This is a genomic window from Thermostichus sp. OS-CIW-26, assembly GCF_054058395.1.
The window spans coordinates 1-13835 of the sequence record NZ_JBSSAG010000035.1; the positions used below are offsets into that span (position 1 = coordinate 1).

14 protein-coding genes and 1 pseudogene are annotated in these 13835 nt (G+C 57.7%); 8 read left to right on the forward strand and 7 right to left on the reverse strand.

Going from position 1 to position 13835, the window contains the following annotated elements; genetic code table 11:
- A pseudogene (locus ACVW0C_RS11905) lies at positions 1–596 on the reverse strand (RNA-guided endonuclease TnpB family protein); the annotation flags it as partial.
- Positions 597–757: 161 nt separating this feature from the next.
- Here ACVW0C_RS11905 and ispG point away from each other — a divergent pair.
- On the forward strand, positions 758–1987 hold the full coding sequence (gene ispG / locus ACVW0C_RS11910; protein ID WP_011431793.1) for a (E)-4-hydroxy-3-methylbut-2-enyl-diphosphate synthase: 1230 nt from the start codon (positions 758–760) through the stop codon (positions 1985–1987).
- Positions 1988–2056: 69 nt separating this feature from the next.
- Here the strand turns inward: ispG and ACVW0C_RS11915 are convergent, their stop codons facing one another.
- Positions 2057–2497: a hypothetical protein gene (locus ACVW0C_RS11915; protein ID WP_457385579.1), complete on the reverse strand. Its 441-nt coding sequence runs from the start codon at positions 2495–2497 to the stop codon at positions 2057–2059.
- A 75-nt stretch (positions 2498–2572) separates the two neighbouring features.
- Between ACVW0C_RS11915 and ACVW0C_RS11920 the strand changes: the two genes are divergently transcribed.
- Entirely contained in the window at positions 2573–3244 is a 672-nt protein-coding gene (locus ACVW0C_RS11920) for a hypothetical protein (RefSeq protein ID WP_414350264.1), read from the forward strand.
- 205 nt (positions 3245–3449) lie between these two features.
- Positions 3450–3746, forward strand: a complete 297-nt coding sequence (locus tag ACVW0C_RS11925; RefSeq protein ID WP_011431796.1) for a DUF2470 domain-containing protein — start codon at positions 3450–3452, stop codon at positions 3744–3746.
- Positions 3747–3765: 19 nt separating this feature from the next.
- Here the strand turns inward: ACVW0C_RS11925 and grxC are convergent, their stop codons facing one another.
- From grxC to ACVW0C_RS11940, 3 genes are all read right to left on the reverse strand, one after another.
- Positions 3766–4026, reverse strand: coding sequence for a glutaredoxin 3 (gene grxC / locus ACVW0C_RS11930; RefSeq protein WP_011431797.1), 261 nt, complete (start codon positions 4024–4026; stop codon positions 3766–3768).
- A gap of 92 nt (positions 4027–4118) precedes the next feature.
- Positions 4119–6914 carry a DNA polymerase I gene (gene polA, locus ACVW0C_RS11935; RefSeq protein WP_457385580.1) on the reverse strand — a complete coding sequence of 932 codons (2796 nt, stop codon included), beginning with the start codon at positions 6912–6914 and terminating at the stop codon, positions 4119–4121.
- Positions 6915–6942: 28 nt separating this feature from the next.
- Positions 6943–7173, reverse strand: coding sequence for a hypothetical protein (locus ACVW0C_RS11940; RefSeq protein ID WP_414355428.1), 231 nt, complete (start codon positions 7171–7173; stop codon positions 6943–6945).
- 80 nt (positions 7174–7253) lie between these two features.
- Between ACVW0C_RS11940 and ACVW0C_RS11945 the strand changes: the two genes are divergently transcribed.
- From ACVW0C_RS11945 to cpdA, 4 genes are all read left to right on the forward strand, one after another.
- Positions 7254–7937, forward strand: coding sequence for a polysaccharide deacetylase family protein (locus ACVW0C_RS11945; protein ID WP_457385583.1), 684 nt, complete (start codon positions 7254–7256; stop codon positions 7935–7937).
- A gap of 63 nt (positions 7938–8000) precedes the next feature.
- A complete protein-coding gene (locus tag ACVW0C_RS11950) occupies positions 8001–8759 on the forward strand; it encodes a PspA/IM30 family protein (RefSeq protein WP_414400768.1) in 759 nt (252 codons plus the stop codon).
- A gap of 263 nt (positions 8760–9022) precedes the next feature.
- Positions 9023–9547 (forward strand): photosystem II reaction center PsbP, encoded by a 525-nt coding sequence (gene psbP, locus ACVW0C_RS11955; protein WP_414329451.1) that lies wholly within the window; start codon positions 9023–9025, stop codon positions 9545–9547.
- A 330-nt stretch (positions 9548–9877) separates the two neighbouring features.
- The gene (gene cpdA, locus ACVW0C_RS11960; RefSeq protein WP_457385584.1) at positions 9878–10672 is read left to right on the forward strand and encodes a 3',5'-cyclic-AMP phosphodiesterase; all 795 of its coding nucleotides are present in this window, start codon (positions 9878–9880) and stop codon (positions 10670–10672) included.
- On the opposite strand, the gene ACVW0C_RS11965 is transcribed toward cpdA, so the two are convergent.
- Together ACVW0C_RS11965 and ACVW0C_RS11970 are read right to left on the reverse strand one after the other, a co-directional pair.
- Positions 10669–11493 carry an ABC transporter permease gene (locus tag ACVW0C_RS11965; RefSeq protein WP_457385586.1) on the reverse strand — a complete coding sequence of 275 codons (825 nt, stop codon included), beginning with the start codon at positions 11491–11493 and terminating at the stop codon, positions 10669–10671. The genes cpdA and ACVW0C_RS11965 overlap by 4 nt on opposite strands.
- Positions 11490–12419 carry an ABC transporter permease gene (locus ACVW0C_RS11970; protein WP_011431804.1) on the reverse strand — a complete coding sequence of 310 codons (930 nt, stop codon included), beginning with the start codon at positions 12417–12419 and terminating at the stop codon, positions 11490–11492. The genes ACVW0C_RS11965 and ACVW0C_RS11970 overlap by 4 nt, the downstream gene beginning before the upstream one ends.
- A gap of 129 nt (positions 12420–12548) precedes the next feature.
- On the opposite strand from ACVW0C_RS11970, the gene ACVW0C_RS11975 reads away from it, so the two are divergent.
- Positions 12549–13703 carry a homocysteine biosynthesis protein gene (locus ACVW0C_RS11975; protein WP_414381633.1) on the forward strand — a complete coding sequence of 385 codons (1155 nt, stop codon included), beginning with the start codon at positions 12549–12551 and terminating at the stop codon, positions 13701–13703.
- The last annotated feature ends 132 nt before the right edge of the window (positions 13704–13835 follow it).

Below are 13835 nucleotides of genomic sequence, written 5' to 3' on the forward strand. Positions count from 1 at the left end.
CTGTTCAACTGCTGTCCATTCCAATTGTCCCCCTCTGACGTATGGGCAATATCTGTCCTTCCAAAGTCCACCCCGATCACCTTGTCGGTATCTTGCTGCTTGGGTGGTTTTTCCTCTACGCAAATCTGGATGTAGTAGGAGCCATCTTTGCGCTTGATCAGCGTGGCGGCTTTTGGGTTGGAACCAGCCAGCATCCCGCGCTGGTAGTTACCAATGGCCAGCCCAAAGCGCTCCCGACCCTCCACCGTGGCCAGCGACACCGTCCAGTCTTTCTCGCGAAACGAGAAGATACGTGCGTCGTAGGCGACGAACCTACGCTTGAACTCTTTAACCGGACGGTTGCGCTGTCTCGCCACTTTGCGAGCGCCTGCCACCCGCCTGCACACCTGTTGAGCCAAGTTACTGGACAAGCCAAACCGGGCGCGAATCTCGTAGTAGCAAAGGGATTGCAGTTTGACCGCGTTGACGATCTTCTCCGGCATGTTTTGGTTGACCCAGTTCAATGCCTGTACAAAGGCATCCATCGTCGCGTCCAATTTGGCGGCTTGCGATGGGGACACCTTGAGCTTACAGGATATGGTCAGGACTTGGCTCATAAGTTCATTGTACTTCAATTGTACTTCATCAAAGCGCATTCCTCCCGGCACTGACCCTACGGGTACAGTGCGGGGCTCCTGCGATTTCTAGCTGAATCGAACCCCAGGTTAGTTTCCGACCTACAATCAAGCTAGAGCAGCTCTTTTGGCTTGACCAAGCTATGCAAACCCTGGATCGGCCCAACGCCCCCACCCAGCAGCCCTACCCAGAACCGGTCTATCCCCGTCGCCCCACCCGCACGGTGGCCGTAGCTGATGTGTTGATCGGCAGCCAGCACCCGGTGGTGGTACAGTCCATGATCAACGAGGACACCCTCGACGTCGACGCGGCAGTGGCCGGGATCCGCCGTCTGCACGAGGCAGGCTCAGAGATTGTGCGGGTTACCGTTCCCAGCATGGCCCATGCCAAGGCGATGGAGGCGATTCGGGAGAAGCTGATCCAAACCTACAAGCCGGTGCCTTTGGTAGCCGATGTCCATCACAACGGCATCAAGATCGCCCTGGAAGTAGCCAAATACGTGGACAAGGTGCGCATCAATCCAGGGTTGTTCGTCTTTGAAAAACCTCAGCCCGGTCGCACAGAATATACCCAAGCCGAATTTGAGGCCATCCGCAACAAAATCCGGGAAACTTTCACCCCCCTTGTCCAGACCCTCAAAGCCCAGAACAAAGCCCTGCGCATTGGGGTCAATCATGGATCCCTGGCAGAGCGGATGCTCTTCACCTACGGGGATACGCCTGAGGGCATGGTGGAGTCGGCCCTGGAATTTGCCCAAATCTGCGCCGAGCAAGACTTTCACAATGTGGTGCTTTCCTTCAAGGCCTCCCGCCCGCAGGTCATGTTGGCGGCCTACCGGCTGGCAGCCCGTCGCTTCGATGCCCTGGGCCTGAATTACCCCTTCCACTTAGGTGTCACCGAGGCGGGCGATGGAGAATATGGGCGCATCAAGTCGGCGGTGGGGATCGGAACCCTCTTAGCTGAAGGGATCGGCGACACGATTCGGGTTTCTCTTACGGAAGCGCCGGAAAAGGAGATCCCGGTGGCCTACGGCATTTTGCAAGCTCTGAACCTGCGCAAAACCATGGTGGAGTATGTGGCCTGCCCTTCCTGTGGCCGCACCCTGTTCAATTTGGAGGAAGTGCTGCAGAAGGTGCGTGCTGCAACTCAGCATCTGGTGGGGTTGGACATTGCCGTGATGGGCTGCATTGTCAATGGGCCGGGAGAGATGGCCGACGCCGACTACGGCTATGTGGGTAAGACGCCGGGGGTGATCTCCCTCTACCGCGGCAAAGAAGAAGTGAAAAGGGTGCCGGAATCGGAAGGCGTGCAGGCGCTGATCGATTTGATCAAAGCCGATGGGCGCTGGGTGGATCCCCCTTCTTCCCATTAACTCTGCTTCCCCCTCAAGAGGCGACCTGCCCAGCCATCCTGCCGCGCTCTTGCTTCGCTCAGAAACTGGCTAGTGGCGTTTGCCACGCAGGGCTTTGGCGCGGTTGTTCACCTGCCTTACAAACAGAGGCAGCAGGTGCGCCTGGATATATTCAAACGCTGCTTGTAGACCTTCTTTTTCGTAAACCAGGCCGATTTCCGCCTCAACCTGCGTGGGATCCCTAAAGGCCGACAAAAATTGGTTGGAGGTCAGCCAAGTGAAGAGTTCTGCGCGATTCAGGTCACAACTGGGCGGGGAGGGCACTTGCCAGTCTTGAGGTGGCCCAAGCAGCCACTGCCGGGCAAACAAGCTCAACACCGCATCCCCCAGCCAAGCCTTGTCGCGACGGGATCCCTCGTCCAACTGGGCCACCTGCTGTCTGATGGTCTGGCCGGTTGGGGAGAGATGGGATCCTGTCGGCATGGAAGTGGCAAGTGCGCAAGGACTGGCAGCAGACAAGCCCGGCGGCAAAGCGCCCCTGCCTCATTTTAAGATAGGGTCTGGCCCGTTGCAGATGGAGTGTGGCATTGTGAGGATCCTTGGAGCATGTTGTTGGAGCTAACCCCAGAAGAATGCGAATCGGTGATTCCGGTGGTGCCAACGCGCCTTCAGTATGCGGCTTACTGGAGCGATGCCCTCAAGAGCACGGGCCGCATCATCACGGCCATTTTGGTGGGTGTGGCGTTGCTGGTTCTCTCTCGCGCTTTCGGCGAGGGATCCTTTCTGGGGGCAATCGCCTTCCTGGTCGGGATTCTCTCGTTGCTCTATCCCTTCCTGTGGGGGCCGCTCTACACCATCTCCCGCCGTCAGCTAGCCTTTCGCGAGATTCCCTATGGGGGATTGTTTTTTGGGCAGGTGTTGCGCACTCGCCGCTACGAGGTGGTGGTGGAAGAGCGAGAAAAGCTGGATGAAGAGGGCAACTTCTACATTGAAGAGGTGCGGGAGCGCCAGTTTGAGATGGAAATTGGCGATGAGACCGGAGTCGTCTATCGTGTGCGGGCCAAGGACGATCCCCGCTACAGGCGAATTGTCAAAAAGCAATCGGTGCTCGGGTTGGTGAAAGCCTATTCCCGCGATTTGCAGCGCCGGCCCACCTTGAGCGAGGTCTATGTGGTCAAGCTGGGGGAGTGGGTGGGAGATGTCTCCTATCTGGATCGGGAGGCTTTTTTGGATATGGCAGATGAGCTGTTGGAGCTACAGGCCCAAGGACAAGCTTGATCCCCTGGATCCCTGGTGTTCTCTGGGATGGAGGGGAAGGGATCCCTGCCTTTTTATTCTGAAACCTAAACGGCTGCCTATCCGGGAGCGCCGCTTTTAACGCTGGGTTAGCCGCATTATTGTACTGGCCAGGGGTAGGGTTGGGTAGTTTACTGTGGACTGGCGGGAGCTTTAAACTGAGGGCTGTAAGCTAAAAACAACTGCCATGGGCGATCCTCTCACCCCCCAAGTTAGCGAGCGCATCTGCAAGCACATGAACGAAGATCATGCCGATGCAATAGCCCTCTACGCCAGGGTCTTTGGCCAGGTGGAAGGAGTTACCCAAGCCCGCATGCAGGCCATTGACCCGGAAGGGATGGACTTGCGGGTGCAGGTCGACGGGGCCGTACAAACGCTGCGGATCCGCTTCGACCACCCCCTGCGGGACTCCGAGGACGCCCATCAAACCTTAATTGCCATGGTGAAGCAGGCTCGCGCTCAAGTTAAACAGGCTACAAAGTGATGAGAGATACAGTTGAGGCTTAGCTGGCCTGCTGTAGGAGCAGATCCAACTGGCCGCGAGCCTCTAGCGCGTAAAGATCGTCGCAGCCGCCGATATGCTGGTCGTTGATGAAAATTTGCGGCACCGAACGGCGGCCGTTGGCCCGCTTGGCCATTTCCGCCCGTGCTGCCTCGTCTCCATCGATGGCGTACTCGATATACTTCACGCCTTTGCGATCCAGCAGTTGCTTAGCCCGGATGCAAAAGGGACAAAAACGCCAGGTGTAAATCTCAACAGTCATAGGAAAACAACAAACGCTTTTACATAGCTTAACATTTTCACGGAGCCGGGATCCCTTTCCTTGCAAACCTGGGGTTTTCTGCCTCCCATGGTCTAGTTGGCTTCCTTCCAATTGTGGCCAATTTGGATATCCACCACCAGCGGTATGGAGAGGGGCACCGCTCCTTCCATTTCTGTTTGGATCAGCGGTTTTAGGGCCTGCCATTCCGAGGGATCCACCTCAAACACCAGCTCATCATGCACTTGCAGGAGCAGGCGGGAACGAAAGTTCTGCAGCTTTTGCTGCAGGCGCACCATTGCCACTTTGATGATGTCTGAGGCGGATCCTTGAATGGGAGCATTCACAGCTGCTCGCAATTCCGCTTGTTTGCGATGGCCTGTCAGACGAGACAAATTGGGAAAATAGCGACGGCGACCCAAGATCGTTTCTACATAGCCATGCTTTTCCACAAAGGCTTCAGTGGAGCGCAGATAGGCAAAAATGCCGGCGTAGCGCTCGTTAAATCGCTGTAAAAATTGCTTGGCTTCCGACAAAGAAACCCCCGCAGTGCGGGCAAAGCGCTGCGCTCCCATGCCATAGATCACCCCATAGTTGATCGTTTTGGCCAGGCGGCGTTCTTCGCTGGTTATTTCCTGTTTTTCCAGGAGCAGGCGGGCGGTCAGGGTATGCACATCTTCTCCTGAGCGAAAGCCTTCCAGCAAGGCAGGTTCTTGGCTGAGATGGGCCAAAATGCGCAGCTCAATTTGAGAGTAATCTGCTGCCGCCAATAGCCATCCCTCTTGGGGAATAAAAGCTTGTCGAATCCGGCGACTGAACTCGGTGCGAATGGGAATATTTTGCAAGTTGGGGTTTGAGGAGCTGAGCCTGCCGGTGGCAGTAACGGTTTGGTTAAAGTCGGTGTGGACTCTGCCGGTATCGCTTCTTACCAGGGCAGGCAGAGCATCCACATAGGTCGATTTCAGCTTGGCCAAGGTGCGGTATTGCACGATGGTTTCGATGAGAGGATGATCCCCCTCTAGCTTTTCCAAAACCGAGGCATCAGTGGAATAGCCAGTAGCCGTTTTGCGGGTTTTGCGAATGTCCAATTTCAGCTTTTCAAAGAGCAGGGATCCCAGTTGTTTGGGAGAATTGAGGTTAAAGGTTTCTCCAGCCTGGGCATAAGCTTTCTGCTCCAAACTTTGCAGCTCTTGTTCCAGCTCTTGGGAAAATTGCCTCAGAAACTCGGTATCAACGCGAATGCCGATCCACTCCATCTCTTCCAAAACTTGGGCCAAGGGCAGCTCGACTTGAATAAAAAGATCCCACAGGCGTGGATCGGTTTTCTGCAGCTTTTCGGTGAGGATTGGCACCAGACGATAGGCACAATAGGCGTCGGTTCCACAGTATTCTGCAACTTTGGAAATCGGGATATCGGCAATGGACTGTTCCTTGCCCAGCAACTTTTTGTAGCTGGTGGTTGGCAAACCCAAATGGGTAGCTGCCAAATCGGCCAAGTTGTGGCTGGCTTCTGGATCCAAAACGTAGCTGGCCAACATGGGATCAAACTGGATCCCTTGCAGGCGGATCCCGTGGGCGCGGAAAATGCTCAGGTCGTACTTACAGTTTTGTAGGCTTTTGGGTCGGTTGGGATCTTCCCAAAGGGGTTGCAGGCTTTGTTTAACCAGCTCCCAATCCAGGTTGGATCCCTGGCGGTGGCCGATGGGCAAGTAGGCGATATCTCCCTCTGACCAACAACAGCCGATCCCCACCAATTGGGCATCCCGTGGATCTAGACTGGTGGTTTCAGTATCCCAAGCTACGATCCCTGGGCAGGCCAACAGCTCTTGCCGCAAAAGCTCCAGTTGCTCCGGCGTATCGATGATGCGCACTGCCGGCAGAGAAGGGACGGGATCCACGGCAAAATCAAACCACAGGGCTTCGTCAGGAGCGTTTGCGGGATCCCCGGTGGGATTAAAAGCGCCAACCACCTCTGCCTCGGTTGGGATCCCCCCCAAAGCCGTTTGTATTTTGCGCACTTGGGCGATGAAGCTGTGAAACTCCAATTTTTCCAGCAGCGGCAGCAATTCTGCTTGATCAAACCCGGTTAATTTCATGCTCTCCCAGTCGGGAGAAAGAGGAACGTCGCATTTGATCCGAGCCATAAATTGCGAGTGATGGGCCGCCGGGATCCCTTCTTTGAGGTATTGCTGGACTTTTCCTTGGATCTCGTCCAGGTGGTCGAAAATTTCATCCAAACTGCCGTAGCGCTCCAGCAGCTCCACAGCTCGCTTGGGGCCGATCCCTTTCACCCCGGGAATGTTGTCAGAAGGGTCACCACAGAGGGCCTTATAATCCACCACCTGCCAAGGCCAGATGCCCAATTTTTCTTTCACTTGTTCGGGGCCAAACTCGCTGATGCGATCTTTGCTGTTGAGGTGCAAAACCCGAACTCTTCCATCGGTATCGATCAACTGGAACAGATCTTGATCGCCACTTAAGATCTGCACCCGGTAATCTTGGGGGGCTAGCCTACTGAGGGTGCCCAAAATGTCATCGGCTTCAAAACCAGGCACCACCAAAATCGGGATGCGTAGTGCCGTCAACACCTGCTTCAGGTTCTCCACATCTTCGATAAACTCCGGTGGCGTTTCCGGGCGGCCTGATTTGTAGGTTTCGTCGGCCTCGTGGCGAAAAGTGGGCTGCCGTGTATCAAAGGCAACGGCTACATGGGTAGGGGTGTATTTGTCCAAGACTTCTAACAGCGATTTCAAAAAGCCAAAGCTGACGCTGGTGGGGATCCCAGTGGAAGTGCGCAACCCCCCCTCGCGGCTGTAGGCAAAGGCGTAGAAGGAGCGATAGGCCAGAGAGTGACCATCCACCAGCAGCAGTGTTGGAGTTTGCCAAGCCATCAGCTGATACCTTGAGGGTGAATCTAGCCTATCGGATCTGGGCTATGGGCAGAAGGGATCCCACATCCGTCTCAAGAACTCGAGCGGCGGGCTGCTGCCGACACCCAATGGCAACTTCTGTAATCACAATCTGTAGGCACAATCTGTAATCACAACTGGCTAGGACGAGATCCAAAAGCCCATCGACGGGCCCGCCAACCCTGATTTCCGTTTTGCGGGCTACAATGCTCATGCCCATTTTTTCAATTGGTTGGCTCAATCGGCAATACCTAAATTTGTTACCCAGTTGATCACCCAAAGCATTGCCCTCTGGTTCTGGACAAAATACAGCCCACCACAATGCTCTTCTCTTCTCAGCAAATCCTGCCCCCATCTCTCTACCCACCCCTGCATTGGGGCCTCAAGACCCTCTTTCCCGACGGCCTGTGGGAGTTGCCGGCAGATCCCCATACCCAGCGGGTGGCTCTGACCTTTGACGATGGCCCTCACCCTGAGTACACCCCTGCTTTGTTGCAGGTTTTGATGGATTTTCAGGTGCCGGCCACGTTTTTTGTGTTGGGAGAACGGGTGCAGCGCTGGCCCCACCTGGCCCGTCAGATCCGCCAACAAGGCCACCGCATTGGCCTTCACGGCTGGCAGCATCGCCCTTTTACCGAGCTTGCCCCTGGAGAGCTTTATCAGAGCCTGAAGCGCAGCCAAACCACCCTCGTGGCTGCCTGTGGCGGGATCCCTGACGATTATCGGGCTGTGCGCCCGCCCAATGGCTTGTTTTGGCCGCAGACGCTTGCGGATTTGCGCCGTTGGGGCTTTTGTCCGGTGATGTGGAGCGTGGTGCCTGAGGATTGGCTGATCCCACCGGTATCGGTGGTGGTGGAGCGGGTGCTGGCCCAGGTGCGGCCTGGCTCCTTGATCGTGCTGCACGATGGGGTACAAGGAGGAGCCCAAGTGGTTGAGGTAACGCGGCAGTTGATCCCAGCTTTGAAGAAGCGGGGATTTGAATTTGTCCACTTGCCGGATCCCTGAGATCTTTCCAGTTGGGGAGAAATTAAATACAGTAGAGGCACGCGTAGGCAAGAGGGTCAAGCCATGGGCGCACGCAAGATCATCTACGGCATTTTTGGGCAACGGGCCGGCAGCGTCATCGTCGGAACTTGGAACTGGCTGTGGGGGATCCCGGTGGAGAAAGGCGGCACAGGAGCGGTGATGGTGGCGGAAGAATCCCTACGCACCATGCAGGAGACGGTTCAGCGTCTCACGGAAGCCGTTGCCACCCAAGTGGCTGCCTATCAGCGGGCTGAACAAAAGTACATGCAAAAGGTGCGGGAGTACCAGGCCCTGGAGAACAAGGCTCGCCTGGCCGCCCAACGGGGCGATCAAGAGGCTGCCCGCCTGGCTATGTCCCAAGCGCTGCAAATTGAGGCCATTCTCGGCCCCCTTAAGGAGAACGTGGAAACTGCCGAGCGCTACGTCAACGCCGCCAAGCAAAAGCTGGCCCGCGAGAAAGAGCGATTGGCCGCTTACAAGAGCGAGCTGAGCAACCTCAAAGACATCAACGAGGTGAACCAAGCTCTGGAGCAGATGGCCCGCGTCAACAATTCCTACAACATCGACTCGGCCAAGTCGCAATTTGAGGCGGCGAAGAATGCTATCCAGGCTCGCCAGCTCAGATCCCGAGCCATGAGCGAGCTCTCGGAAGATCGCAGCGAGCAGATTGCTGCCCAATTGGATGAAATGGCCATGGACGATGAAATCTCCCGCCGCTTGGCAATGCTCACCGGCCAAGGAGGTGCCCAGGCCAACCTGCCGCTACCGGATCTGGATTTCGAGAAGCGGCTCCCCCAATAGCGGCAGTTGCTTCCAAGCTTGGGGATCCCTCGCTTTTCAACCCACGTCGGCAACCCCGCTGCTAAGTTGCAGGGGGAGTTTTCCGTTGGGAATTGACGGTCAACGGGCTAGAGGGAGTGCGCTCGTACTAGGATGATAAAGGAACAATAGGCAACCCATCTGAGGAGAGGATCCCAGCAATGTCAGCAGCACGAGGCGGGCATTCTGCCCGATCAGGCCTGTGGCCCACTTACGCAACCAGCCCGTGGCTGTCTAGAGCGCTGTTGCTGCTCTGTGTCTGCCTCAGCTTGGTGGTCGGTGCCTGTTCCGCAGGCTCTAACCTACGGGCCTACAGGGATCCCAGCGGAGCCTTTGCTTTTGCCTACCCCAACGGCATGGTGGCGGTCAATCTTGGGCCGGGGAAAGGGCCGGTGGTACTCCTGCGCGACCTGGTGTACGAGACCGAGAACGTCAGCCTGATGATCGCCCCGTTTGACAAGGGGGAGACGATTGCCGATTTGGGCAGCCCGGATGAGGTGGGGCAGTTGGTGGCGGAGAAGATCATTGCTCCTGAGGGATCCGGTCGCTCGGCCAAGCTGTTGTCTGCCGAAGCCTTTGAGCGGCAGGAGCACCCCTATTACCTGCTGGAATACCAAACCGATATGGGATCCCAGCTTCGTCATGAGGTGGTGACGGTGACCGTTCGGCACCATCGCCTCTACACGCTGACAGCCTCTACCCAGGAATCCCGCTGGCCTCAGGTGCAAGCTGCCTTTAGGAACGTGGGCCGATCTCTGAATGTTTCCTAAAGCTTTTCCTGAGAGGATTTTCTCAAGTGATTGAACCGGGTTGACGGACTTGGGTAGGTTAAGGTTGAGCCCTTTAGGGCTGAGTTATGGTCATTTTAGGTTGGGGGCGAGACGCCTGGGCTACTGAGAAAAGCCTTGTGGTTCTGGGGATTATTGCTCCGCAACGCTGACGCGAAGACGCGACCAACGTTTTGGGTGTGGGTGCAGTGTCCTAGCTTGAATCGAAGTGACCCTACCTACGGGTTCCAGCCGGGCCATCTGGTGTTAAAACGTAAAACGGTAGTGTTTTGAACCTGCGGAGATGGGATCCCACCCTCTTGGGCCTGCTCTATGACCGTATACGTGGTTCAGATCAGCGACCTGCATCTGTTTGCCAGGCCCCATCACCGGCTGCTGGGGGTGGACACGGAAGCCTCTTTCCTGCAGGTGCAAAAGGCCATTGCCGCTCTGGATCCCTTGCCGGATCTGCTGCTGCTTACCGGAGATCTCTCTCAAGATGGCAGTGCGGCATCTTACGCCCGTTTGAGAGCCCATTTGCAGGCTCTCCCCATCGATACTTACTGGTTGGCAGGCAACCACGATCGCCTGCACACCATGAACCAAGAGCTCCACGCCGAGCGGCTATTTGGGGACAAGAGCTTCAGCCGGGAAAATTGGAGCTTTATTTTGTTGAACTCCCTCGTGCCCGGCAAAGATAGCGGTTACCTGACGGAGCGCACGCTGCTGTGGCTGAGACAGGAATTGCAGCGGAGCAAAGCTGCCCAACACCATGTTTTGTTGGCCCTGCACCATCCCCCTTTTTCGGTGGATTCTGCCTGGCTAGATCAAAGTGCCCTGCAGCAGCCGGAGCGGTTGTTTGGGGTTCTGGACGAGTTCGACCACATCCGCCTCGTTGTATTCGGCCATATTCACCAAGACCTGCACCGCCGGCGGGAGGGGGTTGATTACCTGGCTTGTCCCTCAACCTGTGTGCAATTTCGTCCCAAGAGCCCCCAGTTTGGCCTGGAGGTAATTCCCCCTGCCCTGAGGCAGATATGGCTGGAGCGAGATGGCAGCTTCAAAACTCAGGTTCAACGGGTGGGAGCTGCTCTGCAACGGCCCAACCTGGCCCTGAAGGGATATTAGCTCTCCCCCTCTTGAACCTCTGTGGGGGGTAGCCCGATGGCCTGCCCCAAACAGACGCTGGCCCCCAGCAAGGCCAACCACCCCGGCACCACTGACAGGAGGGCCACCACGGCCACCAAGGTGTTGTTTCCCCCTTGCAAAAGGCTGTAGAGCAGCATTGGCAGCGTGAGAACCCGCCCACCGCCGACAAAGAAGGTGAGCAAAAATTCGTTCCAAGAGATCAAAAAGGCAAATACCGCCCCAATGGCTGCCCCAGGGGCAATGAGGGGCAACGTCACCTGCCACCACACCTGCCAGGGATCCGCCCCCAAACAGCGGGCCTGCGCCTCGTAGCCGCGGTCGAAACGGGCGAACACACTGCCCATCACCAGAGCCATGTAGGGAATGGTGGGGATCAGATGCACCAGCACCACCCCCAGCAGGGCACCGTCTAGCCGCAGGCGAATCAGCACCCCTTGGATCCCCATCAGCACAGCCAGAGGAGAGGTGATGACGGGCAACAGCAACAGCAGGCGCAGCCAGGCGGGCACAGGATGGGTGCCCAAAACTCGTCCCGCCGGGATCCCCACCCCCAGGGCCAGCAGGGTGGTGAACAGGGCAATTTGCAAGCTCTGGCCGAAGGCTGCCCGGAACTGGGATCCCCAGCTCAGCAGTTGCTGCCAACCGGCTATGCTCCATGCCCGGGGCAGGGCATCGGGAAAATACCAGGCCCGCGTGAAGGCCCAAAGGGCCAGCACCCCAAAGGGCAAAGCCCAAAGGAGGGCCACTCCGGCCACCCCAAGGCGGAGCAGGGATCCCCCAATCCATCTGCGTCCTTTCACGGCTTTCTCCAAGGACTCCGTCCCGCTGAGCCAAACGGCAGCTGCAGAAAGGATACTCTGGCTGCAAACAGCCCTCCGATTAGGCTGACCACCGCTGCCGAGACAGCCAGCAGGATGATCCCCAGCGCCACCGCCTGCTGCCGCTGCTCCAGGTTGATGTGGGTGAAGCGCTGGTAGATCAGAACGGGCAAGGTGCGCGGGTAGGTGGGCCCTAAGAGCAAGGGAACCTCAAAGGCGCTGAAGACAAAGCCGAAGATGAGAATCCCGGTGGCCAGCAGCCCCGGCCTCAGCAAGGGCAGCGTTACATACCAAAACGTCTGGGCGGCAGAAGCCCCCAGCAGCCGAGCCTGTTGCTCCAGCTCGGATCCCATCCCGCGCAGCAGCGTCAGCGCCACCAGAGCGGCAAACGGGATCTCCTTCCAAAGCCAATAGAGCAACACCCCCACATAGCCGCGGTCGTTCACCCACAAGGGAAAATCCTGATCCGAGGCAATCCAGCCCAGTTGGAAGGCCAGCCGCGCCAGCCAACCGCTGGGCCCCAGCAGCAGCAGCATCCCCGCCACCCCCACCAAATGAGGAATCGGCAGCGTCAACTGGCCAAGCCAGATGGCCCACCCCCCCACCCCCCGCAACAGCAGCGCCAGCCCCAGCCCCAAAAGCAGCGCCAACCCCGTTGCCAACAGAGCGATTCTGAGGCTGAGCAACAGGGATCCCCCGACTTCCGCATCCCGCAGCAGCTCCCCATACCCCTGCAGGGTAAACCCCCTCTCGCCCAGGCCGTAGAGGCCCACACTCTGGGCCAGAGCCAGCAGCAGCCCCCCGCCGTAGAGCAGGCCCACCAACCCCAACGCCGGCAAAAGCGGCCCATACTGCCGGATCCCCTTAAGCCCCACCGGCCCAGATCCCCGTCCATTTAAGCTATTCATTGAGCCAGTCCCAAGAGCTGCCTCACGAGAGAATTCAAGATGGGAGCGGATCCCTCGACGATCAAGCGATCAAGACTGCCTAGTGCTCCACACCGCCAACGCGACCAACCATTGCGATCTTTACATCCCATGGAGAGAACCCTAGACCAGATTAACCAACGCATTGCCAAAGGCCAGGTGCGGGTGTGGACGGCCCTGGAAGCCAAAGCCAAGCTGGCCACCTTGGGGATCCAGGAAGCCTTTGAGCAGGTGGATGTGATCACCACCGGCACCTTTGAGCCAATGGAGTCTTCAGGAGCCATTGTGAACCTGGGCCATACGGATCCGCCCATCAAGATTCGCCAAGCTTGGCTGAACGGGGTACCGGCCTATGCCGGATTTGGCGCGGTGGATCTTTACCTGGGGGCAGCCCAACCCAGCGAGCAAGCGGATCAAGCCTATGGGGGCGGCCATGTCATTGCCGACCTGGTGGCGGGCAAGCGCGTCCATTTGCGGGCCATCGGCCAAGTGACCGATTGTTACCCCCGCGCCGACTACGAGACCACCCTGACTCGGGATCAGCTCAACCAGTTTTACCTGTTCAACCCCCGCAATGCCTACCAAAACTTCATCGTCGGGGTGAACGGCGGGGATCGGCCTTTGTACACCTACTTGGGTCTGTTGGAACCGCATCTGGGCAATGCCGTCTATTCCAACCCGGGAGAGCTATCCCCCTTGTTGAACGATCCCCTGTTGCGCCGGGTGGGGATCGGCAGCCGCATCTTTTTGGGAGGCGGCATCGGCTACGTCGCCTGGGAGGGCACCCAACACTTTCCGCTGCAAAAGCGATTGCCCAACCAAACTCCCATCGGCCCGGCGGCCACCCTGGCCCTGATTGGAGATGCCAAGCAAATGCAGGCGGAATGGGTGAGGGGCTGCTACTTCCGCAACTACGGCCCCAGCTTGATGTTGGGGGTCGGGATCCCCATTCCCATCCTCGCTCCTGCGGATTTGGAGGCCATCGCCATCCGGGATGAAGAACTGGTGGCACCGGTGATCGACTTTTCCATTCCCCGCCGGGTGCGGCCCACCTTTGGCTTAGTGAGCTATGCCCAGCTCAAATCCGGCCAGATCACCCTCAATGGCCGCAAGGTTCGCACTGCCCCTCTGGCCAGCCTGCGCCGCTCCATGCAAATTGCCGAAATCCTCAAGCAGTGGATAGAAAGCGGCCAATTTACCCTCACCCAACCTGTCGCCCCCCTGCCCCTGGATCGGGAGTTTCTCCCCCAAAACCCTCTCAGGTGACGTCCTCCCCTCAATGAATTGGGGGCCTCCTCAAGCGGATGCACGCAGCGCTTTGGTTCGGGGACACCGTGCCTCCCTACTTTTGGGGTAAAGCGGCTCTCCAGAAGAACCGCTACCGGAATTCGCCCTGGC